Origin of the sequence: Pseudomonas sp. CCC3.1 (assembly GCF_034347405.1) — a bacterium.
Classification (GTDB): domain Bacteria; phylum Pseudomonadota; class Gammaproteobacteria; order Pseudomonadales; family Pseudomonadaceae; genus Aquipseudomonas.
This window is the reverse complement of sequence record NZ_CP133778.1, coordinates 823,031-846,833: the sequence shown is the minus strand read 5'-3', so window position 1 is coordinate 846,833 and position 23,803 is coordinate 823,031. Positions and strand designations below refer to the sequence as shown.

Below are 23,803 nucleotides of genomic sequence, written 5' to 3'. Positions count from 1 at the left end.
CCTGTGGGAGCAACTGTCTTGGCGACTTTTATTGAGTCGCCCAACTCAGAGGCAGCAAAGCTCCCACAGTATCTAACCGTGCAGCTGTCTGAAGAAGGTATTGCCGTCCCGTTCAGACGACGTGTTCCTTCCATTCAGATCCATCACGGATCATCGCGTTTAGACGTATCAGCAAGACCCGCATACAGGCGATGAGCGCGACTTTGGCGCATTTGCCTTTCTCGCGCAGCGCCTTGTATCGGGCGCTGAACTCAGGCTGATACCGAATCACGGACCAACAACTCATATACAACGACCTGCGTACTGCGAACCTGCCGCCGCTGATATGACGCTTACCTTGGTGTCTACCACTGTCGTCGTTGTAAGGGGCGATGCCCGCCAACGCAGCAATCTGACGCCTGCCAACTTCGCCCAGCTCCGGTAGATAGGACATTAAACTGGCCGCTGTAATCAGCCCTATACCTTTCACTGAGCGCAAACGAGCGGTTTTTTCACTGTCCAGGCTTTCGGCGCACTCACTAATGAGTACTTCTATCGCTTTAATGGCCTTGCACAGGTAGTCGATATGACTTTGCAGCGCTGGTTTGACGACGTCGGATGAGGCCGTTTTGAGCCTGCGCTTATCGTCATCCATTTGCTGAACAAAGTGTTCCCGCTGCTGGACCAGCGCACGCAAGTTATCTTGCTCGGAACTTGTGATTCGGGCGCCAGGGGCTTTGATGACGGCTGCAAACTGCGCAAGAAAACGTGCATCTATCGGATCGGTTTTGGCTTGTTGCCCCATGGCCTTGGCAAAGCTTTTGGCACGGCACGGGTTGATCCGTATGACTTCAAGTCCTGCGGTCTGAAGCGCCTTCATCACATTGCGCTCATAACCGCCGGTAGCTTCAAGCAAAACGCGGCCGACTTGGTGAAGTAACAACCACCCAATCAACCCGGGGAAATCACTTTCGGCATTGGGGCAACTCACCCCGACCTCTAGCAGATTAACCCGAACTTCAAGGCTGTCTTTGGAAACATCAATCCCTGCAGGATAGGAAAACATGGCCAAACCCTCTTACACTCAAGATGAGAGCGCTCTGGTTTGGCCCGCGCTTGTAACTGTTCGAGGTGGGCTCGTTCAACTGTTCGGGCTCAATAACCAGAGTGGAGAGGTGAGTGGCAGCGTTGGCTCCCACACGTGCTTTAAGCACTCCAGGCATTCAGCTTGCCACTCACCGCTCTCATCCTCAGTCTAATCCCGACGTAAGACACAAGCGGGCTTGCCCGCGATTGAATCGCTGCGGTGTATCTGCCTGACCAAGGTGGATCCATCGCGGGCAAGCCCGCTCCCACAAGTTTGTTACAAGCATTGAGACCGCTCAGTACCTTCACGCTTCGGAAGCGCTGCGGCTTGCGGCATAATCGCGGCTTCTGGAGAGCCGAACTGCATGCCCGAGTCACTCAACACCCGCGTCGAAGATTGTTTCCAACAGGCCGAAACGTTTTTCAAACGGCCATTCAAGCGCCCGGTGGTCAGCTTCAAACTGCGCGGCCAAAAAGCCGGCGTCGCTCATTTGCATGAAAATCTGCTGCGTTTCAACCCGCAGCTATACCGCGAAAACAGTGACGACTTCCTCAAGCAAACCGTCCCCCACGAAGTCGCACACCTGATTGCCCATCAATTGTTTGGTGACCGTATCGCGCCCCACGGCGAGGAATGGCAACTGATCATGCGTGGCGTCTACGAGCTGCCGCCCAATCGTTGCCACACCTACGCAATCAAACGCCGCAGCGCCACGCGCTATATCTATCGCTGCCCCTGCCCGGACAGCGACTTCCCCTTCTCGTCGCAACGCCACGGTCTGGTCAAGCAAGGCCGTCGTTATCTGTGCCGTCGATGTCGGCAGACGCTGGTGTTCAGCGGCGAAACCCGGGTCGAATAAAAATACCGCTACTACGATTGCCGACCTGTTATTTCTGACAGTAGCCGCATTAACTGACATGCCACATGATGATTCCAACCTGACTGCCTGGAATCTAGAAAATGAATAGGCTATTGCGCAACGCTGAGTCTCATAATCTTATTAATTCGGTGGGCAAACTGTTATGCACACTATTAGTGGTTGCCTTACTGATTAATGCCAATACCCTCAATGCCCAGACAGACAACTCCCTGACGCCCTCTGTGCGTAGCCCGCACTATAATGAATCATCTTCAAGCAAGCCTTGGCCAGGCGCCAATGCGGAACCTCCCAGCGCACCCTATATCCGAAACTTCTCAATGCCTTTTAATGAGTACACATGGGTAACGGCTCACAATGCCTATTTAAATGACACCTCCACAGAGCTGGAAAGAGGTGTTCGTTCTTTAATGTGGGATTTACACCCACTAACAAGAAAAATTAATGGCAGCCTTACAACTGATGCCTATATGTGCCATTACGCACCACCAAGCGAAGAGCCCGACCCTTATGGAGCTTGCTCAGATCTTGGAGTAACCAAAAGAAAATTCAGCACAGAACTTAACAAGGTTAAAAACTTCCTTGACAAGACCGAGAACAGGAATGCAGTTGTCACTATATTCCTGGAGGACAGAATCGACACTGAATACATACAAAAAGCCTTCAACGAAGTCCCCAATTTAGGCAACTATATTTTCAACATCAATGATTACGCCAACACCAACCAATGGCCAACACTGCAAAAAATCATAGACAGCAACCGTAGAATCATTATTTTCTTTGAGCGTGAAAATGGAAGGTACCTGTTTTCCGAAAACAGTATAGAACTCCCAAATGATAAAATATTCATAAAGCAAAACATTTACGACCTCGGCAAACTCGGAGTTATAAAAGAAAACTGGGCCTGCAACAGCCGATACGATGACGGTGAGTATGAGGAGGGCAAGACCTATTTTAATTATCTTTATAAAACCATACACAAAACCGGGTTTCAGGAATGGCCTCGCTTGTTCACCATGAATCAATATCACTCCATATTTTCCTCCCGACCCCACGCAGCTCAAGTTGACAACAATTTGACGTGGCTTGAATTCAGGGTCGACGAGGCCTGCAAATATTCGAATGCCGGTGTTCGTATGGTGCCTAATTACATAGCCCTCGACTTTACCCAAGTCGGAGATGCCATTCCGTATGCCGGTGCTTTAACAGAGGGGGGAGTTTATTTCTATGAAAAAAATGACGGTAACTCTGAGGCGCATCCCGACGCGCTTTTAAATGATGATGTCGTGTGCGTTTTACCCACCAGTGTTGAGTGGGATCTGCGCTTGAAGGCAGCGGGATGCGAAAATGATGAAGCCCGATCACTGGCACTGCGCGGTGTTGCAAAAGGGATCAGCATAAAACTGTTCGACAAACCCGACAGCTCCAAATCCGATGATTGGACGGAAATTGAAGTATTAAGAGACATTGCACTTACAGAGCGCGTAATAGTCGGCACATTTGAGAAATCCTATACTGATGCCAATGTAAAAGTAACGAACCATTCTCATAATGGGCTTGACGGAAAGGTTTCGCACATCACAATCGAACCCGTGACGGGTTCGGTCATGCCAAAACTGAGTTTAGGCGATCAGGAAGGTGATATTTTTTGTAATGTTCCTGTGGACGCGGCCTTATCATTCGAATTGCAAAGCGGCTCTGATCACTGGGGTTGTCAAAATGACCAGGCCGCCACTGCAGTACTTTCAAATGCATTGGCCGGAACCACAATCACATTGTTTGGCACCAAAAACTCTGATGAGAAATGCAGCCAAGGTTGCCTGCGTATTTTTGTACGCAAAGACATGACCTCGCCTTTTGATATAGGCAACATTCAGGAGTTCGGGCAAAGTAAAGAGAGCCCTGATGGTTCAGCTATCGCTTATCGTTTTGGCGGCAGCCAAGCCTTGGACGGCAAAGTCTCCTACATGACCGTCAACATGAATACATTCGGGGGGCAAGATGTGATACCCACCTCTGCCGAAGCGGATGGTGGACGGGGCGCGTGGGGGAAAAAAGCAAGCTGCCCATCATCTACCGTTGCCTGGGGCTTTGACCTCAGGAATGAAGAGGAGCAAGGCCAAAAAGGTGATAACTCAGGCCTTAACAGCTTGCGCATGTATTGTTCCGCAGATGGCGACACTACGACTACACAGATAACCAGCAATAATGGCTACTGGGGGGGGTGGAGCAACCTCTATAAGTGCAGCGTTGCCAACGGCCCGTTAAAAGGGTTTGCCTTGAAAAAACTTTGGCCCCGAGCCCATAGAGATGAAGTAGAAGCTACAGAAGTATTGGGTGTTTGCCAGGACAACACCTTGATTGGTGGCGACTTGGGTTATTGGGGCTCATGGAGCAAAAACTTTATATGCCCCGCCGGTGAGAACGTCGTGGGCTTTATAAATCGCGTCGAGTCGAAACAAGGCGATGGCGATGATACAGCCATGAACGGGCTAAGAATGTATTGCGCTAAAAGCCTGATCAACGCGCTACCGGTAACACCGCTTGTGCGTCAGCTGTCACCCAGCACCGCTTTGCTTTACTGGGAAGAACCCGCAGGACAATCTGGTATTGCTGAGTTCAGGGTTTACGTTGATGGCAAACCTCTACTAGCGACCCATGAAAACTTTACTGAGTTCAACACTACCGGTATTAAACAAATATCTGTAATTGCTGTCGATTTCGATAACAATGTATCTCCCCCCCAGTCCATAACTATTCCTCCGTACGAAACAGCCCCCCCTGCGCCGCCCACAGGGTTGAAGATGACCAACTTACAGGGAGGTTTGTTTGAAGTCAGCTGGGATAAAACTTCAGTGCCCACCAGTGAACTGATCTATGAAGCCTCTGGCAACTCTATGGTCTCTAAAATCCCCACTGAGCACAGCATGGTCATTGCCGATACAACCCCACCGGAAAATTTCACCTTTTCTATACGCGCACACAAGTTCAACGATACATACTCGGAACCCGCCAAGCTCTATATTGATCGCACGCCACCGACTACGCCGACGTCACTGGCTTTCAGTGACTTACAGCCAACTTCATTGACGTTGACATGGACGGCTTCTACAGATGATGTCGCGATGAAGGACTACGTGATCTACAAAGATGAGGTGTACATTCAATCCACAGAAAAAACTACTGACAGTATCCAAAACCTTGAACCCGGTGAAAATCATACGTTTTCAATCCGGGCCAGAGACGCTGCTGACAACGAGTCAACTCCGATCTCGGTTTGGGTTGACCGTGAGCCGCCTAAACCTGTTGAAAACCTGGAATACAAAAAAGTAACCGACACGTCTCTTACTCTGCAGTGGAGCTCAACTACAGACAATGTGGCTGTCACGGGTTACACCATAAAACGGGACGATAATAAGAAATTCGACTCAAAAACGCCCAACTACGACGACACCACGCTAACACCTCTCACCACCTATCGTTATGAAGTCATGGGTTATGACGCTAACGGGAACTTGTCTACCCCTGCAAAGTTGCTGGTTGACCGGATTCCTCCTTCCGCGCCATTAAACCCGCAGTCCAGTAACGACACAGGGACAACGCTGCAGCTCAATTGGGATGCATCAAGCGATGATATTGGCGTGACGGGTTACAACGTTTACATCGATAAAATTCCCGAAGCCGTCGCAACATCTGCTACGCCAGAGGTTGTGGTCGAAAGGCTAGCGCCCGTCACGACGTATACCTTCTATATCGAAGCAATTGATGCGGCGGGTAATAAATCGCCCAAAACGCCCATACTGGTTGACCGAGTACCACCCACTACGCCCGCGTTCTTTTACGCTCATGACGAGACCTCTACTTTCCCGACACTAAACTGGACCGCTGCATCAGACGATATCGCGGTGAAAGGTTATGAACTCGTTGTCAACAACAATCACGATGAAAAAATGGAGTTCCCAAGCAATCGATTCACGGCTCGCCTGGAAGGCATGGACCCTACCGCTGAACATGCTTTTTCACTGCGAGCATTTGATGCGGCAGGCAACTACTCTTCACCTATTGAGTTCAACCTTCAACCTGAACGCCCTAATCAGCCATTCGGTCTAAAAGGGACTGTAATCTCTAATAGCGGCATTATCTTCGACTGGGCGCGGGGGCCAGACAATCGAGCTGTTAAATATGCAGTAAAAACCAACACCGGAATTAACGAGGAAATAACCTCCACACAAATCACCGTTGGCGGTAACGGCAAACCTATTACTATCCAAGTCCAGGCGATCGACAAAGACGGCGTCAAATCCTTAAGTGTCGTGAGATCAATGAACCCAAACTAGTGAGGGCATACACCCTATCATCAGCAAGCGCGCCACAGATCCCCACCTTTGAGTAGATGAGGATCTGTGGCTATCTTGAAATGCGCGGCGTGCAGTTCCACGGCAATAGGGCTTCTTAATCTTCTACGCAGGTTACCTGTAGAAGATGCTCAAGCGCGTCGAAGCGAGGCAGTGGTAAGCAGTCGACGTATTGGGTTGCCAGCAGCCTCGCCAGATTGGCCGTCTTGGTGCGGCCATGTACCCGCGATTCGCGCATGATGATGGCCTCCAAAAACAAAACACCCTGCGAAAACGTAGCTCTCGCAGGGTGTGGGGGCGACCCTCTCATTAACCCATCCGAAGATGGATTTTTTATGCGCTGAGGTTACTTGACCGCAGCAGGGATCTGACCTTCAGCGACCAGCAGATCGTCTTCAGGCATTGTGTTGTCCAGCGGGCGACCGCCCGATGTCAGCTCACGTTGCATAACGTCTACGTCCAGCTCTTTCACCCACTTGGCAACCACCAGGGTGGCCACCGCGTTACCAATCAGGTTGGTCAGAGCGCGGGCTTCGGACATGAAGCGGTCGATGCCCAGGATCAGCGCCAAACCGGCAACCGGCAAGTGGCCAACTGCCGACAAGGTTGCCGCCAGTACGATAAAGCCGCTACCGGTCACGCCAGCAGCCCCTTTGGACGACAGCAGCAGCACCAGCAACAGCGTGATCTGGTGGGTGATGTCCATGTGCGTATCAGTCGCTTGAGCGATGAACACCGCAGCCATGGTCAGGTAGATCGACGTGCCGTCGAGGTTGAACGAGTAGCCCGTCGGAATGACCAGACCTACGACCGACTTCTTCGCGCCCAGACGCTCCATCTTCACCAGCATGCGTGGCAGTGCCGATTCAGACGACGAGGTACCCAATACGATCAGCAGTTCTTCACGGATGTAGCGGATCAGCTTGATCACGCTGAAGCCGTGGGCGCGAGCGATGCCGCCCAGTACGATCAGTACAAACAGCACGCACGTGACGTAGAAGCAGATCATCAACTGACCCAGTTGCACCAGCGACCCTACGCCGTAGGCACCGATGGTGAACGCCATGGCGCCCAATGCACCCAGTGGGGCCAGCTTCATGATCATGTTGATGATGTTGAACATCACGTGTGCAAAGCGATCAATGAAGTCCAGCACCGGCTTGCCGTAGGCACCCAGGCGATGCAGTGCGAAACCGAACAGCACCGAGAACATCAGCACTTGCAGAATGTCGCCATTGGCAAAGGCGCCAACGATGGTCGACGGGATCACATTGAGGATGAAGCCAACGATGCTCTGGTCCGCACCGGCCGTCACGTAGGCCGCAACTTTAGAGGCGTCCAGGGTGGAAACGTCAATGTGCATGCCAGCGCCTGGCTGCACAACGTTGACCACAATCAGGCCAATCAGCAGGGCAATGGTCGACACGATTTCGAAGTAAAGCAACGCATAGCCACCGGTCTTGCCGACCGACTTCATGCTCTGCATACCCGCAATACCGCTCACCACCGTACAGAAAATAATGGGTGCGATGACCATTTTGATCAGTTTGATAAAGCCATCACCCAAGGGTTTGAGTGCAACCCCGGTTTCCGGGTAGTAGTGGCCCAGCAGAATACCGATAGCAATCGCTACGATTACTTGCACATACAGGGATTTGTACAGTGGCTGACGAGTCGTCATTGCAAAGTTCCTCAAGTGCATCACTCCATCGTCATTCCATCTGAGACGGGTGATACCTAAAGCGCGAACCCTCCTGTACTCGGAGGGATTTGTTTTTTCGAGCTGCTCTAACGGCAGACCTCTCGCAGCAGTCTTTGCAAAGCACGGGCCACATTGCACAAAGGCAGTGCAACAGCCCATTTCGCCTGCACTTGTAGGAATATATCTTGGGATTTTGTAGGGCGGATTCTGGCGGATTTCCGCCCTTTGGCGGAATTTGAACAGGGTGAAATGGCGGATACCCGCCTTTCAACTAAACAGAGCACCTGTAGTCGCTGACGAGGAACGAAGGCTGCGACTACAACGTCACGCCGTCAGGCCGTGGCAAAGCGAATCCGAAACGCTGCCCCGCCCAGTGCAGAGTCTTCCAGGATGAGTTGGGCGTCGTAGCTTTCGATGATGTCTTTAACCACCGCCAAGCCAATCCCCTGCCCCGGATGCTGACGGTCCAGACGTTCGCCTCGCTGCAGAATGCGCGCCCGCTGATCGGGCGGCACTCCCGGGCCATCGTCTTCCACACACACTTCAATGCCGTGGGCATTGCGGTGCAGGCTGACCCGCACTTGCTTCAGGCACAGCCGATAGGCGTTTTCCAGCAAGTTGCCCAGCAATTCGAGCAATGCATTCTGCTCGATGGGGACATGGCTGAGCAGCGCAATGTCGTAGCTGACCTTGACCCCCTTGTCGCGATAAACCTTGTCCAGCGTGTTACACAGGCTTTCTACCACCGGCAGCAACTCAACCTGATGGCGCACCAGACCACTTTTGCGCAAGCTCGCACGCTGCAACTGGTAACTGATTTGCTGGTTCATGCGCTCAATCTGGGTTTGCAGCACCCAGGCCTGCTCACGCTCGGTAGGGCGTTGCGCCATGCTTTCACTCACGCCCTGCAGCACCGCCAGCGGCGTTTTCAAGCTGTGGGCCAGATCATCGAGGGAGTCGCGGTAGCGCGAACGTTGTTCACGCTCGCTGTGCAGCAAACGGTTAAGCGAACCGGTCAGACGCAGCAACTCACGAGGGTGCTGCTCACTCAGGCTCTCGCGCTCGCCGGTTTCGATTTCATCCAGTTCCTGACTTAAGCGCCGCAATGCTTTTAACCCCCACGTCAGACCAATCCACAACAACGCCAGCAGTACAAAAAGGGCTGCACCAAAACCTAAATAAAGGTTGTCACGCAATCCGGCGAGTGTCTGGTTGTATTCACGCATGGGCTGCAGCGCCACAAAACTGAACGCGGCGCTTTTACCGCCCAGCAGTTTGACTTCAACGTCGTAGACGAAAAACTCTTGGCCGTTGTCTTCGCGGATACTGGCAAATTCATTGCCACGCCCGTCGTAACGCGGCGTGTAGTTGATGGTTTCTTCTTGCGTCGCCCGTGAGCGCCACACCAAGCGCCCATCACGGTCATAGATATAGCCAAGCAATCGGCTGTCCGGCAGGTTTAACTGCTCATCCGGCAGCAAGGTCGGCATTTTGAGGTGATTTTTTTCAACCTTCGCCGCTGAGATCAGTGTCGTCACATCAGACGCCAAGCGCTGCTCAATGGCATCTTTGAGCGCCAGGCTGAAGGCACCCTGCATCGCTGGCAGCAGCCCGAGCATAAACAGGACGGCCAACAACGTGGCCGCCAACATCAAACGAACGCGAAGCGAACGTATCAACGACAGCGCTCGGTAAACAGGTACCCCAAACCGCGTACCGTATCGATTGGCTTAAAGCCGTTTGCCCCCTCAAGCTTGCGTCGCAGGCGCCCGACCAGCACCTCGATCACATTCGGATCACGCTCCTCGTCATCCGGGTACAGCTGTTCCATCAGTCGGTCCTTGGCCACCACTTGCTGATGATGGCGCATCAGGTATTCGAGAATCCGGTACTCATAGGCGGTCAGTGGCAGGGGCTCCCCATCCAGTACCGCTTGTTTGCGATTGATATCGAGCACCAACTCACCCGCGACGATGGTCGACTGCGTAAAGCCGCTGGAACGACGCAACAACGCATTGAGACGTGCTTCAAGCTCTTCAAATTGAAACGGCTTGACCACGTAGTCGTCGGCACCGGCTGCCAGCCCTTCGACTTTGTCCTGCCAGTTACCACGCGCCGTGAGAATCAGGATCGGGAACGTCTTGCCCCGCGCCCGCAATTGACGAATCAATTCCAAGCCGCCCATGCCCGGCAAGCCAAGGTCAATCATCGCCAGATCGTGATTAAACTGCTCGGTCTGGTACAACGCCTCGTCGGCATTGGCCACCGCCTCGACCACGTGGCCACTTTCTGTCAGACGGGTTTGCAAGTGATGACGCAACAGCGCCTCATCTTCAACCACCAGCAATTTCATCGCGCTCTCCCAAGCTATCCGCGTCTCGAAGGACGTGTGTCCTCTACCAAGCCTAGCCTTTACACAATAAGACGTAAGCCCTGAACACACTCTGAACAATTGCGCAGCCAAGTTAAGACCCGCAAAATGCCCGGCATGAATCGACTTCCGACGTTACCAGCCTGCTGCACGCCGCTGCGCGCTGACTGGCCTTTGCCCCTGGCGCTGCCAAACAGTGTGTGGCGCAGCACCGACTTTACGCCTGCGCAGTTCAACACCACCGATTTTGCCAGCAGTGCAATTGAAGCCCCTGCGAGTATTCAACGCTCAGTGGCCAAACGCCAAGCCGAATTTATCGCTGGCAGGCTGTGCGCCCGCGCCGCCTTGCTGCAACTGGACGGCACTCGCGCCACGCCGAGCATTGGCGAAGACCGCGCGCCCATCTGGCCGGCGCATATCAGCGGCAGCATCACCCACAGTAAAGGTCGGGCTGCGGCGCTGGTGGGGCTCAAGCGTGACTGGCAAGGATTGGGCATGGACCTCGAAAACCTGCTCAGTGCTGAACGGGCCCAGCGTCTGGCCAAAGAGATCCTCACGCCCGATGAGCTGCAACGCATGGCTGACGGGCCCGCCGAACAGATCGCGCACATCGTCACCCTGACCTTTTCAGTCAAGGAAAGCCTGTTCAAGGCGCTGTACCCCATCGTTCAACGACGGTTTTATTTTGAACATGCTGAGGTCGTGAGCTGGACGGTTGAGGGTCATGTGCGTTTGCGCTTGCTGACCGACTTGAGCGCAGACTGGCACCACGGCCGTGAACTGGATGCACAGTTTGGTGTGTTTGAAGGGCAGTTGCTGAGCGTGGTGGGGATCAGGGCGCAGGATTGAGCGATTGTGGGACCGGTGCTGGCGGCTCGGTTGGTCTGAACAAGCGCATTTCCGGCCTTACGCCAGACCCGAAACTGTAGCCGCTGCCGCAAAGCGCTCTTGCCCCTACCACTCGGTACACATCAGGCGGGGTTTGGGTGGGGGGATGAGCATTGAGCCAATTTCAGCCTTTGCCTACTGGCATATCTGCTAGGTAAACCGCCGCCATGCTATGGTTTGCGCCCCCATGATCGAGCCCCTCGCCGCTATGCCCGTGACTTCCCGCTACCTGCGCCTGGCCTTATACACGCTGCTGATTTTGATCGGGGCGGCTCTGGCTGGCGGCTGGGCGATGCACCAGGCCGAACGCCATGCGCTGGAAGAAAGCGCCAGACGCGGGCCCGAGCAGCTCAGTTTGTACGCCAACTCGCTGCACACCTTGATTGAACGCTATCGCGCCCTGCCCGCCGTACTGGCGCTGGACGCTGAATTTATTGCGGCCTTGAGCGGCTCGATCAACAACGACGTGCAATGCGCGCTCAATCGCAAGCTGGAGCGGATCAATGGCGCGGCGCAATCTTCGACCCTGGAGTTGATGGACCGCACCGGGCTGGCCGTGGCGGCGAGCAACTGGAACACGTCCAACAGTTATGTCGGCCATAACTACGCTTTTCGCCCCTACTTTATGCAAACCCGCATCCAGGGCAGCGGCAGCTTTTATGCCGTCGGGGTCACCACCGGGATTCCGGGCTACTTTTTATCCAGCGCCATCCATGACGCCCAAGGCCAGTTTTTAGGGGCGATGGTGGTCAAGCTGGAGTTCCCGCAGTTGGAGCGCGAATGGAGCCAGGGCAACGACATTGTGCTGGTCAGCGATGCGCGAGGCATTGTGTTTATCGCCAATCAACCGGGTTGGCGCTATCGGCATTTGCGGCCGTTGTCTGATGAGGATCGCAGCGAAATTTCTAACACTCGCCAATACGATAAACAGCCGCTGACGCACATGAAGACGCGCACCTTGCGCAGTTTTGATGAGCATAGTTTCCTGACCCGCACAGAGGGCCCGGACGGCCCGCAAGATTATCTGTGGGAGTCGCTGCCGCTCAACGCCGAAGGCTGGACGCTGCACCTGTTGCGTCGCCCGGTGATTTCAGCTGAAGACAGCCGCAATGCTGCGCTGGCGGGGATTGGTCTGTGGCTGACGCTGGTTTTTCTGGGGCTGTTTTTGCTCCAGCGCTGGCGCCTGTCGCGCTTGCGTCAGCGCAATCGTGAAGAGCTCGAACAACTGGTCGACGTGCGCACCCGCGATTTGCGTACTGCGCAAGACGGTTTGGTGCAATCGGCCAAGCTCGCGGCGCTGGGGCAAATGTCCGCCGCCCTGGCCCATGAAATCAATCAGCCGCTGACGGCGCAACGCATGCAGTTGGCGACGATGCGCCTGCTGCTCGATCACGGCCGCATCGACGACGCCTATAAAGCCCTGATCCCTCTGGAGCACATGCTCACGCGCATGGCGGCGCTCACCGGGCACCTGAAAACCTACGCCCGACAAAGCCCCAGCGGCCTGCGCGAGAAGCTCGATCTGACCCATGTGGTCGACCAGGCCTTACAGCTACTGGAGCCACGCATCCAGGAAGAAGCCATTGACCTGCACGTTGAACTGATCCGCCCGGCCTGGGTGCGCGGCGACGCCATCCGTCTGGAGCAAGTGCTGATCAACCTGCTGCGCAATGCCCTGGATGCCATGCGCAACACGCCGCGCAAACGCCTGGAGATTCGCATCGAGGCCGATCAGCAGTTGTGGCACTTGATGGTCAGCGACACAGGCGGTGGGATTAGCGAAGAACATTTGGGTAAGATCTTCGACCCGTTTTTCACCACCAAACCTGTGGGCGACGGGCTGGGACTGGGGTTGGCGGTGTCTTACGCCATTGTTCACGAACTCGGCGGTCGCCTGACGGCGAGTAACCATGCCGAAGGCGCGCTGTTTACGCTGACGCTGCCGATCGCACAGGACTATTGAAAATGCTCAATTCGGTGATTGTGGTCGATGACGAGGCCAGTATTCGCACGGCTATAGAGCAATGGCTGAGCCTGAGCGGGTTTGACGTGCAACTGTTCAGTTGCGCCGAAGACTGCCTGAGCCAGTTACCGCCGCACTTTGCCGGGGTTGTCGTCAGTGATGTACGCATGCCGGGCATCGGCGGTCTGGCGCTGCTGGCCCGCTTGCAGCAACTGGACCCGGACCTGCCGGTGATTCTGCTGACCGGGCATGGCGATGTGCCGATGGCGGTCGAAGCCATGCGCGAGGGGGCTTACGACTTTCTGGAAAAACCTTTCAGCCCCGAAGCGCTGCTCAGCAGCCTGCGCCGGGCGCTGGAGAAGCGCCAACTGGTGCTGGAAAACCGCCGTTTGCATGAGCAAGCCGACTTGCGCGAGCAGATAGACGGGCGTTTGCTGGGCGTGTCACGCAGCCTGCAAACCCTGCGCCGTCAAATCATCGATTTGGCGCCGTTGCCAGTCAACGTGCTGATCCGGGGTGAAACCGGCAGCGGCAAAGAATTGGTCGCCCGCTGCCTGCACGACTTTGGCCCGCGGGCAGACAAGCCCTTTGTGGCGCTGAACTGCGCGGCGATCCCGGAGCAACTGTTTGAGGCCGAATTGTTTGGCCATGAAAGCGGCGCCTTTACTGGCGCGCAAGGCAAGCGCATCGGCAAGCTCGAATACGCTGACGGCGGCACGTTGTTTCTGGACGAAATCGAGAGCATGCCACTGGCCCAGCAAGCCAAATTGTTGCGGGTATTGCAGGAGCAAAAGCTTGAGCGCCTGGGCTCAAATCACAGCATTCATGTGGATTTGCGGGTAATTGCCGCCACCAAACCCGACCTGCTCGACGAAGCGCGCGCCGGGCGTTTTCGCGAAGACCTGGCGTATCGCCTGACCGTGGCGGAACTGCGTTTGGCGCCACTGCGTGAACGTCGCGAAGACATCCCGCTGCTCTATGAAGCCTTTTCCCGCAATGCGGCCGAGCGCATGGGGCGCACCGCTGCGCCAATGTCCGGGCCGCAGTTGTCACACCTGCTGAGCCACGACTGGCCAGGTAACGTGCGTGAACTGGCTAACGTCGCAGAGCGGCACGTATTGGGCTTGGGCGATCCGCAACTCGACGGCATCGATGCAGGTCAATCGCTGGTGGCGCAACAGGAAGCGTTTGAGGCGCATTGTTTGCGAGCGGCTTTGACTCGGCACAAAGGAGACATCAAAGCGGTGCTCAACGAACTGCAACTGCCGCGCCGAACCCTGAATGAAAAGATGCAACGGCATGGCTTGGTGCGTGAAGCGTTTTTGAGTGTGTAAGAGCGAGCTTGCCTCGCGATCTTTTGATATTTGAAAAGATCGCGAGGCAAGCTCGCTCCTACAGATTTGTGGTGAACGGCGGATTTCCGCTTATCCATATCGATCAACCAGCGGATTCCCGCTCATTTCTTGATTGAAACCCTTGTAAACCGGGCGTTCAAGCCTTGGCACAAGTTCTGCTATAGCCCCCGCAAGCTCGCGTTTTACCGCGCTATAACAAAACCAAGAAAACAAGGATCCATTCAATGGATAACTCAAGCACCCTGCCTGCCGGGTCAGCGTCTTCTGCACCCCTCAAAGCAAAATCCACGTCCAGCCGTATCAAATCCATTTTCAGTGGTTCGGTCGGCAACATGGTCGAGTGGTACGACTGGTACGTTTACGCCGCCTTCTCGCTGTACTTCGCCAAGGCCTTTTTCCCGAAAGGCGACACCACGGCTCAACTGCTCAATACCGCTGCCATTTTTGCCGTGGGCTTTTTGATGCGCCCGATCGGTGGCTGGCTGATGGGTCTGTACGCAGACCGCAAAGGCCGTAAAGCTGCATTGATGGCCTCAGTGCTGCTGATGTGTTTCGGCTCGCTGGTGATTGCACTGTCGCCAGGTTACGAAACCATTGGCGTCTGGGCCCCGGTCCTGCTGGTGTTCGCCCGTTTGCTGCAAGGTTTGTCGGTGGGTGGCGAATACGGCACCTCGGCCACTTACCTCAGTGAAATGGCCACTAAAGAACGCCGTGGCTTCTTCTCCAGCTTCCAGTACGTGACCCTGATCTCGGGTCAGCTCATCGCGCTGGGCGTGTTGATCGTGCTGCAACAAACCCTGACCGAAGAACAGCTGTACAGCTGGGGCTGGCGGATCCCGTTTGTGATCGGCGCCCTGTGTGCGGTGGTCGCGCTCTATCTGCGTCGTGGCATGGAAGAGACCGAGTCGTTCAAAAAGACCAAGGTCAAGCCAAAAGAAAGCGCCATGCGCACCTTGCTGCGTCATCCAAAAGAACTGATGACCGTCGTCGGTCTAACCATGGGCGGTACGCTGGCGTTTTACACCTACACCACGTACATGCAGAAATACCTGGTGAACACGGTCGGGATGAGCATCTCCGACTCCACCACGATTTCCGCCGCTACGCTGTTTCTGTTCATGTGCATTCAGCCGCTGGTAGGCGGTTTGTCTGACAAAATCGGCCGTCGTCCGATCCTGATTGCCTTCGGCGTTCTGGGCACCCTGTTCACCGTGCCGATCCTGACCACCTTGCACACCATCACCACGTGGTGGGGCGCGTTCTTCCTGATCATGGCAGCGCTGATCATTGTCAGCGGCTACACCTCGATCAACGCGGTGGTGAAGGCTGAGCTGTTCCCGACCGAAATCCGCGCGCTGGGCGTTGGCTTGCCTTACGCACTGACGGTGTCGATCTTCGGTGGTACCGCTGAATACATCGCACTGTGGTTCAAAAGTGCAGGTATGGAAACCGGCTACTACTGGTATGTAACGGCGTGTATCGCCTGCTCGCTGCTGGTGTACGCGACCATGAAAGACACCCGTACCCATTCGCGGATCGAGACTGACTAAGCACCTGAGTTTGCCTGTAGTCGCTGCCGCAAGCAGCGACTACAGGTGTTACATCCTCCCCGCTCTACCCCCCCCTTGTAAGAACTCTTCCAATTAATTGTCAGTTAATTCTGTTAGCTCACTATCAACCTCAACGAAATCTCAGTTCAGACCTGTCTTGAGTCTTTTGCGAATGAAAGCTCAAACACCCTTTAGAACCGGTTTTCGCGCGGGCATATACATCGAATTTAATGATTGTTTTGCGCTATTTTTTGCGCTTTTTAATCAAATTAATCGGCGTAGTCTTAAACCCATACCCGCTGCACCTACCCAATCACGTAACAGGAGCAACATCATGAAAACCCAATTAATCCTCGCAGCTGTCCTTTCGGCCTTGGCTTTCAACACGTTTGCCGCTGATGGTTTTGATCGTACTCAGTCTTCGACCTTTGCCGAGGATGGCTACAACAGCACTCGCTCAGCGACCTTTGCTGAAGATGGCTACAACAAAACTCACTCGGCAACCTTTGCTGAAGACGGCTACAACAAAACTCACTCGGCAACTTTTGCTGAAGATGGCTACGACAAAACCCACTCGGCAACTTTTGCTGAAGACGGCTACGACAAAACCCAGTCGGCGACTTTTGCTGAAGATGGCTACGATCGCACCAAAGGCGCCAGCATCAGCTAAGACCTGAAATTGGCATCCCAGCCCGGCTTCGGCCGGGCTTAATCGTTTTTGGGGGCATCGTTTATCAAGGTCACACGCCTGATCAAACAACCGGCCGGATACCCAGCATTTGTCTTCACGGAAAATGCCTTGCACTATATGGCCCCTCTATCTCAGCTGTTTGCGGATGCCTGCCATGCATGACGATATTCACTTTTACGAGCCTTCTCAGGGCCACGGCCTGCCCCATGATCCGTTCAATGCGATTGTCGGGCCGCGCCCGATTGGCTGGATTTCGTCGCAGGATGCTCAAGGTCGGCTGAATCTCGCGCCGTACAGCTTTTTCAACGCGTTTAATTACATCCCGCCCATCATTGGTTTTTGCAGTGTGGGCCGCAAAGACAGCCTCAATAACATTGAGCAAACCGGTGAGTTTGTCTGGAACCTGGCCACGCGCCCTTTGGCCGAGGCGATGAATCAAAGCTGCGCGCCTGTCGGGCCCGAGGTGGATGAGTTTGCATTGGCGGGCCTGACGACAGTGGCTTCTCGCGTGGTGAGCGTGCCACGGGTGGCCGAAACACCGGTGTCGTTTGAATGCAAGGTGACGCAGATTATTCAGCTACAACGCGCCGACACAGCATTAGTGCCGAGCTGGCTGATTCTGGGAGAGGTGGTAGCCGTGCATATCGCCAAGCACCTGCTTAAAGACGGGATTTACGACACAGCTGCCGCCGAACCGATTTTGCGCGGCGGCGGCCCGGCGGATTATTTCCAGCTCGGCCCAGAGGCGCTGTTCAAAATGCACCGCCCAAAATAACTACCAGACCAGCTCGCCGTCTTCAGTGACGTCTAGCAGGTTTTGCAGGTGGTTTTGCGCTGCGGCATCGGCTGCCGTGGCGGTTGCAAAGGTCTGGTCGATCAGGAGTTTGTGAAAGCGCGGCGCTCCACCTTCGTACAAGGCTTTGACCGCAATCGCTGCGTTGTAAGCCCCAGGAACCCCCAGTTCTACCGGGACAACTGCCGATACCGCTTCAAAGTCTTTAAATTCTTTACGCGCCATGCTTCACATCCCGGCCAGTGAAAAGGCGGCATTCTACCCGCTTAACTGGCCTGCTTGTGCATTTGGGCAGACGCGTGTTCGTTGAAGGTCTGAAAGTCCAGGCTGTCGATCACGTGCTGGTTGAGCAGCACGCTGAAAACGTCCATCAACGGAGAATTGAAGTACGCCTGCATCGCAAGCTCACTCTCCCAATAACCGGCGACATGCCACAGTAACGGGTCGTTGTCGCAATGCTGCAGGGCAAAGTGCAGGCAACCGGGCGTTTGCCGCGAGGGTTCAATCAATTGCTTCAAACAGGCGTGGACCTGAGCCGAACACCCGACGCGAGCGCGAACCAACGTCAGATGACTGACAGCAGTGTGCTGGGGCATGGAGGCCTCCACAAAGGAAAGTGGCATTAGGGGGGAGATTCAAATCTTAAGGCCCGGCGACCAACGGCGTTAGTCGATTTCTGCCCCAGGCTTGCACGATTCTGCAAAACATCGTCTTGGCACGTTGTCACCTTTGAGCAAGCCGCAGCACCCATTTGTCGAGGTTTCGAGCAATACTCCACGTCTGTTACGCCAGCGTCAGGCGCTTGATACCCGGCACTCGCAGGATCAGGCAAGACTGCGACAGAAATTGGCTACCCCCTCGCCTTGCACAAACTTAAGCTGTGCCTACACCGCGTCTGTTATGAGGAAACTTCACATGTCACTGCTGGAACCGCCGCGACCCGCGCTCGACCCCGCGCTTGAAAAACAGCGCGTGGAACTGGCTGACCTGATTTACCGGCACACCCCCGACGACGGTTCATTCGAAACGGGTGTCAAGGCGCTATTTGTGTCGCGCTACAGCCAGCCCAGCGGTTTTTCGCCCAGCCTGCCCAAACCCGCGTTGTGCATCATGGCTCAGGGCCGCAAAGAAGTGCGCCTGGCCGATGAGTACTTTGCCTACGACCCCCTCAATTACCTGATGGTTTCGGTGTCGATGCCCATCAGTGGGCGCGTGGTAGAGGTGTCTCCCGAAAAACCGATATTGGCCTTGCGCCTTGATATTGATCCGGCAGAAATCACCACCTTGCTCAACGAGGCAGGCCCCATGGGTGTGCCTTCGCGACCTACAGGGCGCGGGCTGTACGTTGAACCCATCGACCAACCGATGCTCGACGCCTTGTTGCGCCTGACGCGGTTGCTCGATACGCCGAAAGACATCGCCATGCTCGCGCCTCTCATTCGTCGTGAGATCTTGTATCGCTTGCTGCGCAGTCCGCAGGGTTATCGCTTGTATGAAATTGCCAGCGAGAACAGTCAAACCCACCGCGTCAGCCGGGCTATTTCGTGGCTCAACGGTAATTTCGAGCAACCGCTGCGCATCGACAACCTGGCCCGTGAAGCCAATTTGAGCGTGTCGACACTCCACCATCGGTTCAAGGCCGTGACCGCCATGAGCCCGTTGCAGTACCAAAAGCAATTGCGCCTTAACGAAGCGCGACGGCTGATGCTCAGCGAGGGGCTCGATGCTTCGGCGGCAGGTTATCGCGTGGGTTATGAAAGCCCTTCGCAATTCAGCCGCGAGTACAGCCGACAGTTTGGCGCGCCGCCGGTACGGGATCTGGCGCGCCTGCGCATGAGCCTATGAAGCCCGCGATTGCTGCCAGTGCTGCTCGTCGATTTCAATCACGGTCGGCCCTTGGCGGTCGGCGGCACTGGCCAGCGCGGCACGCAATTGTGCTTCGCCCTCGACCGTCAACGCCGTGCAACCCAGAGCTTTGGCCACGCCGATAAAATCCGGGGTGTAGATGTCGACCCCGACCGGCTCGATGGCGCGATTGAGCATGTATTTTTTGATTTCGCCATAGCCTTGGTTGTTCCACAGCAACACGATGATCGGCGTGCGTGCTTCAACGGCGCAGGCCAGTTCAGACAGGGTAAATTGCAACCCGCCATCGCCGATCAGGCACAGCACCGGGCCCGCGGGCCGGCCGTCAGCGCAACGCCCCAGCCACGCGCCGATGGCGGCGGGCAAGGCGTAACCGAGGGTCCCGTAGCCGGTTGATGAGTTGAACCAGCGGCGCGGCTGTTCGGGGTTAAAGGTCAGGTTGCCGGTGTACACCGGCTGGGTCGAGTCGCCCACGCACACGGCGTCAGGCAACACGTCGAAAACAGTCTGCAAAAAGTGCGTTTGCGCCAGGGTCGGTGCATCCCAGCCAATGGCCAGTGCCGTTCGTAAACGGGCGGCTCGCGTCGCTCCCCAGTCAGCCGTGCGCTCAGGCAGCGGTTGAGCGTTGATGCGCGCCAACAACGCTTCGGCGGCCAGCCGGGCATCGGCCACCAAGGCCTGCGCGGGTGGGTAATTGCGCACGGTCTGGTCCGGGTCAATATCGATGCGCAGCAAGACCCCGGGAATGTCAAAGCCACCGGCAAAGGTCACGTCGTAATCGGTTTCGGCCAACTCGGTGCCGATCGCCAAGACCACGTCGGCCTCGGCCACCAAGGCCCGGGTCTCGACCAGCGTTTGGGTGGAACCGATCAACAACGGGTGCGCCGAAGGCAGCATGCCTTTGGCATTGATGGTCAGCGCCACCGGCGCCCCCAGACGTTCAGCCAATTGCAGCAGCGCCGGGGCCGCGTCGATCGCCCCACCGCCCGCCAGAATCAGCGGGCGCTTGGCGTGGGCCAGACGCTCACTCATCGCCTTGACGGCAGCGGGCGCTGCACCCGGGCGCGCGATGTTGACCGGCAGGCTGGCGAGCAAGGCATCGGCGTTTTCTACCAGCACGTCCAGCGGGATTTCAATGTGCACCGGCCGCGGCCGACCGGCCTGAAACAACGCAAAAGCCCGCGCCAGCACGCCCGGCAACTCGGCCGCCGACATCAAGGTGTGGGAAAAAGCCGCGACGCCAGCCACCAGCGCGCTCTGGTTCGGCAATTCATGCAACTTGCCACGCCCGCCGCCCAACTGGCTGCGCGACTGCACGCTGGAGATCACCAGCATCGGGATCGAGTCCGCGTAAGCCTGGCCCATGGCCGTGGTGATGTTGGTCATGCCCGGCCCGGTGATGATGAAACACACCCCCGGCTTGCCGCTGGTGCGCGCATAGCCATCGGCCATAAAGCCTGCGCCCTGCTCGTGGCGCGGGGTCACGTGATTGATTCGTGAACCGGCCAGCCCGCGATACAACTCGACCGTGTGCACGCCAGGGATGCCAAACACCTGCTCAACCCCATACGCTTCCAGCAACTTGACCAGTACTTCGCCGCACGTCGCCATGTGTCCTGCCCTCTTCTTGTGCTCAAGTAATGAGCCATTGAAGCGAGCGCGTGTAGCGGGCACAACGCAAACCTGCTCATACTAGCCATGTCCTGGACTCATGGCTGACCTCACATGAAACGCCTCCCACCGTTGCCCGCGCTGCACACCTTTTTGATCACGGCCCAATGCTGCAACTTCACCCGCGCCGGTGAACAATTGCACATCACCCAAGGCGCGGTCAGTCGCCAAATAGCCGGACTTGAGGAGCACCTGGGCTATCCCCTGTTTTATCGGCAGGCCCGTGGACTGAGCCTGACCGAACAGGGCCAGGCGCTGTACCCGCGTATCGAGCAGGTGTTTGATTTGATCGGGGAAGCCGTCGAACACGCCAGCATCCGCCGCACGCCACTGCAAATCAAAGCCCCGACCTGCATGCTGCGCTGGCTGCTGCCCAAGCTGATGCAATGGCAAAAACTGCGCCCGGACGTGCCCGTCGAGCTGACCAGCAGCGTGCAGCATGGGGTCGATTTTCGCCGCGAAGCCTTCGATGCCGCCGTGGTTTACAGCCCGCTACCGGGGCCAAAACGTGTGGGGCAACACCTGTTTGACGAACTACTGATACCGGTCTGCGCCCCGCATTTACTGGAAGGCCGCGAGGCGATCAATCGCTTGAGCCACCTTGAGCAACACACCTTGTTGCACCCCAGCCGAGACCAGCGGGACTGGGCTCACTGGCTCAGTGTGGCCGGGGCAGACGCCTCGACCATTCGTCAGAGCCAATACTTCGACACCCTGGACCTGGCCATGACGGTGGCCGCGCAAGGTAACGGCGTTGCGATAGGTGACTGGTCGTTGATCGGCGACGACTTGCAGGCCGGGCGGCTGGCGGTGCCTTTTGATTTGAAGGTGCGCACCGGCGCGGCCTACCTGCTGGTGAGTTCACCGCGCAGCGAGCCTGCGCCGCCGTTGCGCGAATTGATGGATTGGCTGGTAGCACAAGCCACCGCAAATCCCGTGTAGGAGCGAGCTTGTCTCGCGATCTTTTGATCTTTAAAAGATCGCGAGGCAAGCTCGCTCCTACAGAGGGTCAGCGGGGTGTTTAGTAGCCGACAGTGAACCGCTGGCGCGAGTGCTTGGGCGCTTCGACTTCATCCAGCATGGCGATGGCGAAGTCAGCGAAGGTGATCCAGCTTTTGCCTTCAGCACTGACCAGCAGGTGGTCTTTGCCCAGACGGAAGGTGCCTGTGCGCTCGCCTTCGACAAACTCGGCTGATGGCGAAATAAAGGTCCAGTCCAGGTCCTTTTCTTTGCGCAGCGTGTCGAGGTACTTGCCGCCCGCCGTCGCTTCTAGCTTGTATGCTTCCGGGAAGTCTTCGCTCTCGATGACCTTGGTGTCGTCCGGCAGTAATAGCGAACCCGCACCGCCCACAAACAGCAGGCGTTTCACCCCGGCCTTTTTCACCGGCTCGATGATTGCCTCAGGTTCGAGTGTCGAAAAATGCGCGGCGCTGAGCACTACGTCACTTCCGGCAACAGCCGCTTGCAACGCCTGAGCGTCGTTGACGTCAACGTCCTTGATCACAACGTCCTTATGCGGGCTGATTTTTGACGTAGCGTGACGAGCAATGGCTGTCACGCGATGACCACGACGCAGTGCTTCTTTCAGCAGTTGGCTACCCGCACGACCGGTGGCTCCGATGATTGCAATGTTGCTCATGATGTTCTCCTGTTGGATGGATTGGGTGGCGGTCAGCGTTAAATCACCACTTCATTTCGCCTTTCGCTACTTTGGCGCTCAGCTCCAGCGAAGACGCTTCACCCAGATTCGGGTAACGCTTTTTCATCGCGGCGATCAGTTCATCCGAGTTCTTGGCTTTGAGGGTTTCCTCATCAAATGCCTTGATGTAATCGCGGGTGAAGGTCACTGAGTTCATTGATTGGTCGTTTTCGCCCAGGTAATGCCCCGGCACGACGATTTTCGGTTGCAAGCTGGCGATGCGTTTCAAGGTGCCCAGCCATTGCCGGTGCGACTGCGGGGTCTGGGTGTCGGCCATCCACACATGCAGGTTGTCGGCCACGACCACGCCACCAACCACCGCTTTAAGCGATGGAATCCAGACGAAGGTGCGCTCCGGCTGGCGGCTGGTCAGTCCGACGACATCCAGTTCATGGCCTTCAAGTTCCAACGTGTTGCCTTGCATGACCTGCGGCACGATTAACTGGTTCGGCACATCGGCGCCCATTTTCGGCCCCCAGAACGCCAGCTTGGCGTCTTTGGTCTGGTTGATGTGCTCAACGGTCGGTGCCGTGGCAAGCACATTGGCTTCAGGGAAGGCCTTGGTCAGGGTTTCGAGGCCAAAGTAATAGTCCGGGTCGCCGTGGCTGATGTAGATGGTGGTCAGGTGCTTGCCGCTGGCGCGGATTTTGTCGACCAGTTGCTGGGCCTGGCCCTTGGCAAACTGCGCATCGACCAGAATCGCGTCTTTCTCGCCGCTGACCAGCACTGACGACACTGGAAAAATCGCCTCGGCGCCGGGGTTGTAAACATCCAGGGTCAAGGGTGCCGGGGCCGCCGCCGCGTGCGCAGCGAAGCCCAGAGCGACAGCACTGAGGCAAAAACGGCGAAGAGTCGAGAATACGGTCATGGATGCGTCCTGAGGCTGGATCAGCGATGCACAGAGCTTAGTCGCACAATAGGCAACAAAAAATGCGATGCTCCGACATAGTTTGTTT

Annotated in this window: 19 protein-coding genes; 10 read left to right on the top strand and 9 right to left on the bottom strand. The window is 56.1% G+C overall.

Annotation, left to right across the window (positions count from 1 at the left end):
• Nucleotides 1-112: 112 nt before the first annotated feature.
• Entirely contained in the window at nt 113-1,045 is a 933-nt protein-coding gene (locus RHM56_RS03825) for a transposase (RefSeq protein ID WP_322238760.1), read from the bottom strand.
• 385 nt (nt 1,046-1,430) lie between these two features.
• Between RHM56_RS03825 and RHM56_RS03820 the strand changes: the two genes are divergently transcribed.
• Entirely contained in the window at nt 1,431-1,925 is a 495-nt protein-coding gene (locus RHM56_RS03820; protein WP_322238758.1) for a SprT family zinc-dependent metalloprotease, read from the top strand.
• Between the two features lie 101 nt (nt 1,926-2,026).
• Entirely contained in the window at nt 2,027-6,280 is a 4,254-nt protein-coding gene (locus RHM56_RS03815) for a fibronectin type III domain-containing protein (RefSeq protein WP_322238756.1), read from the top strand.
• A gap of 364 nt (nt 6,281-6,644) precedes the next feature.
• Here RHM56_RS03815 and RHM56_RS03810 read toward each other — a convergent pair whose 3' ends face one another.
• From RHM56_RS03810 to RHM56_RS03800, 3 genes are all read right to left on the bottom strand, one after another.
• The gene (locus RHM56_RS03810; RefSeq protein WP_322238754.1) at nt 6,645-7,979 is read right to left on the bottom strand and encodes a dicarboxylate/amino acid:cation symporter; all 1,335 of its coding nucleotides are present in this window, start codon (nt 7,977-7,979) and stop codon (nt 6,645-6,647) included.
• 353 nt (nt 7,980-8,332) lie between these two features.
• The gene (locus RHM56_RS03805; protein ID WP_322238752.1) at nt 8,333-9,679 is read right to left on the bottom strand and encodes an ATP-binding protein; all 1,347 of its coding nucleotides are present in this window, start codon (nt 9,677-9,679) and stop codon (nt 8,333-8,335) included.
• Nucleotides 9,676-10,353: a response regulator gene (locus tag RHM56_RS03800; protein ID WP_322238750.1), complete on the bottom strand. Its 678-nt coding sequence runs from the start codon at nt 10,351-10,353 to the stop codon at nt 9,676-9,678. The genes RHM56_RS03805 and RHM56_RS03800 overlap by 4 nt, the downstream gene beginning before the upstream one ends.
• Before the next feature lie 135 nt (nt 10,354-10,488).
• Between RHM56_RS03800 and RHM56_RS03795 the strand changes: the two genes are divergently transcribed.
• From RHM56_RS03795 to RHM56_RS03770, 6 genes are all read left to right on the top strand, one after another.
• Nucleotides 10,489-11,220 carry a 4'-phosphopantetheinyl transferase family protein gene (locus tag RHM56_RS03795; RefSeq protein ID WP_322238748.1) on the top strand — a complete coding sequence of 244 codons (732 nt, stop codon included), beginning with the start codon at nt 10,489-10,491 and terminating at the stop codon, nt 11,218-11,220.
• A 247-nt stretch (nt 11,221-11,467) separates the two neighbouring features.
• Nucleotides 11,468-13,222, top strand: coding sequence for an ATP-binding protein (locus RHM56_RS03790; RefSeq protein ID WP_322241694.1), 1,755 nt, complete (start codon nt 11,468-11,470; stop codon nt 13,220-13,222).
• Between the two features lie 2 nt (nt 13,223-13,224).
• Nucleotides 13,225-14,556: a sigma-54 dependent transcriptional regulator gene (locus RHM56_RS03785; RefSeq protein ID WP_322238745.1), complete on the top strand. Its 1,332-nt coding sequence runs from the start codon at nt 13,225-13,227 to the stop codon at nt 14,554-14,556.
• 245 nt (nt 14,557-14,801) lie between these two features.
• A complete protein-coding gene (locus tag RHM56_RS03780; RefSeq protein ID WP_322238743.1) occupies nt 14,802-16,127 on the top strand; it encodes an MFS transporter in 1,326 nt (441 codons plus the stop codon).
• A gap of 172 nt (nt 16,128-16,299) precedes the next feature.
• Entirely contained in the window at nt 16,300-16,797 is a 498-nt protein-coding gene (locus RHM56_RS03775) for a heme utilization protein (protein ID WP_322238741.1), read from the top strand.
• A gap of 175 nt (nt 16,798-16,972) precedes the next feature.
• A complete protein-coding gene (locus tag RHM56_RS03770; protein WP_322238739.1) occupies nt 16,973-17,593 on the top strand; it encodes a flavin reductase family protein in 621 nt (206 codons plus the stop codon).
• Here RHM56_RS03770 and RHM56_RS03765 read toward each other — a convergent pair whose 3' ends face one another.
• Together RHM56_RS03765 and RHM56_RS03760 are read right to left on the bottom strand one after the other, a co-directional pair.
• Nucleotides 17,594-17,836, bottom strand: coding sequence for a hypothetical protein (locus RHM56_RS03765; RefSeq protein WP_322238737.1), 243 nt, complete (start codon nt 17,834-17,836; stop codon nt 17,594-17,596).
• Between the two features lie 41 nt (nt 17,837-17,877).
• On the bottom strand, nt 17,878-18,207 hold the full coding sequence (locus tag RHM56_RS03760) for an antibiotic biosynthesis monooxygenase family protein (protein ID WP_322238735.1): 330 nt from the start codon (nt 18,205-18,207) through the stop codon (nt 17,878-17,880).
• Nucleotides 18,208-18,526: 319 nt separating this feature from the next.
• Between RHM56_RS03760 and RHM56_RS03755 the strand changes: the two genes are divergently transcribed.
• Entirely contained in the window at nt 18,527-19,456 is a 930-nt protein-coding gene (locus tag RHM56_RS03755; RefSeq protein WP_322238733.1) for an AraC family transcriptional regulator, read from the top strand.
• Here RHM56_RS03755 and RHM56_RS03750 read toward each other — a convergent pair.
• Nucleotides 19,451-21,088, bottom strand: a complete 1,638-nt coding sequence (locus RHM56_RS03750) for a 5-guanidino-2-oxopentanoate decarboxylase (RefSeq protein WP_322238731.1) — start codon at nt 21,086-21,088, stop codon at nt 19,451-19,453. The genes RHM56_RS03755 and RHM56_RS03750 overlap by 6 nt on opposite strands.
• A gap of 114 nt (nt 21,089-21,202) precedes the next feature.
• On the opposite strand from RHM56_RS03750, the gene RHM56_RS03745 reads away from it, so the two are divergent.
• Nucleotides 21,203-22,090 carry a LysR substrate-binding domain-containing protein gene (locus RHM56_RS03745; RefSeq protein WP_322238728.1) on the top strand — a complete coding sequence of 296 codons (888 nt, stop codon included), beginning with the start codon at nt 21,203-21,205 and terminating at the stop codon, nt 22,088-22,090.
• 79 nt (nt 22,091-22,169) lie between these two features.
• Here the strand turns inward: RHM56_RS03745 and RHM56_RS03740 are convergent, their stop codons facing one another.
• Both RHM56_RS03740 and RHM56_RS03735 read right to left on the bottom strand, forming a co-directional pair.
• Nucleotides 22,170-22,787, bottom strand: a complete 618-nt coding sequence (locus RHM56_RS03740; RefSeq protein ID WP_322238726.1) for an NAD(P)-dependent oxidoreductase — start codon at nt 22,785-22,787, stop codon at nt 22,170-22,172.
• 43 nt (nt 22,788-22,830) lie between these two features.
• Nucleotides 22,831-23,715, bottom strand: coding sequence for an MBL fold metallo-hydrolase (locus RHM56_RS03735; protein ID WP_322238724.1), 885 nt, complete (start codon nt 23,713-23,715; stop codon nt 22,831-22,833).
• Nucleotides 23,716-23,803 lie beyond the last annotated feature (88 nt).

Coding starts and splice junctions, on each gene's coding strand:
- RHM56_RS03790 (WP_322241694.1), top strand. CDS start 11,468: ATGCCCGTGACTTCCCGCTACCTGCGCCTGGCCTTATACACGCTGCTG.
- RHM56_RS03795 (WP_322238748.1), top strand. CDS start 10,489: ATGAATCGACTTCCGACGTTACCAGCCTGCTGCACGCCGCTGCGCGCT.
- RHM56_RS03800 (WP_322238750.1), bottom strand. CDS start 10,353: ATGAAATTGCTGGTGGTTGAAGATGAGGCGCTGTTGCGTCATCACTTG.
- RHM56_RS03760 (WP_322238735.1), bottom strand. CDS start 18,207: ATGCCCCAGCACACTGCTGTCAGTCATCTGACGTTGGTTCGCGCTCGC.
- RHM56_RS03765 (WP_322238737.1), bottom strand. CDS start 17,836: ATGGCGCGTAAAGAATTTAAAGACTTTGAAGCGGTATCGGCAGTTGTC.
- RHM56_RS03815 (WP_322238756.1), top strand. CDS start 2,027: ATGAATAGGCTATTGCGCAACGCTGAGTCTCATAATCTTATTAATTCG.
- RHM56_RS03825 (WP_322238760.1), bottom strand. CDS start 1,045: ATGTTTTCCTATCCTGCAGGGATTGATGTTTCCAAAGACAGCCTTGAA.
- RHM56_RS03775 (WP_322238741.1), top strand. CDS start 16,300: ATGAAAGCTCAAACACCCTTTAGAACCGGTTTTCGCGCGGGCATATAC.
- RHM56_RS03785 (WP_322238745.1), top strand. CDS start 13,225: ATGCTCAATTCGGTGATTGTGGTCGATGACGAGGCCAGTATTCGCACG.
- RHM56_RS03740 (WP_322238726.1), bottom strand. CDS start 22,787: ATGAGCAACATTGCAATCATCGGAGCCACCGGTCGTGCGGGTAGCCAA.
- RHM56_RS03780 (WP_322238743.1), top strand. CDS start 14,802: ATGGATAACTCAAGCACCCTGCCTGCCGGGTCAGCGTCTTCTGCACCC.
- RHM56_RS03755 (WP_322238733.1), top strand. CDS start 18,527: ATGTCACTGCTGGAACCGCCGCGACCCGCGCTCGACCCCGCGCTTGAA.
- RHM56_RS03820 (WP_322238758.1), top strand. CDS start 1,431: ATGCCCGAGTCACTCAACACCCGCGTCGAAGATTGTTTCCAACAGGCC.
- RHM56_RS03750 (WP_322238731.1), bottom strand. CDS start 21,088: ATGGCGACGTGCGGCGAAGTACTGGTCAAGTTGCTGGAAGCGTATGGG.
- RHM56_RS03770 (WP_322238739.1), top strand. CDS start 16,973: ATGCATGACGATATTCACTTTTACGAGCCTTCTCAGGGCCACGGCCTG.
- RHM56_RS03735 (WP_322238724.1), bottom strand. CDS start 23,715: ATGACCGTATTCTCGACTCTTCGCCGTTTTTGCCTCAGTGCTGTCGCT.
- RHM56_RS03810 (WP_322238754.1), bottom strand. CDS start 7,979: ATGACGACTCGTCAGCCACTGTACAAATCCCTGTATGTGCAAGTAATC.
- RHM56_RS03745 (WP_322238728.1), top strand. CDS start 21,203: ATGAAACGCCTCCCACCGTTGCCCGCGCTGCACACCTTTTTGATCACG.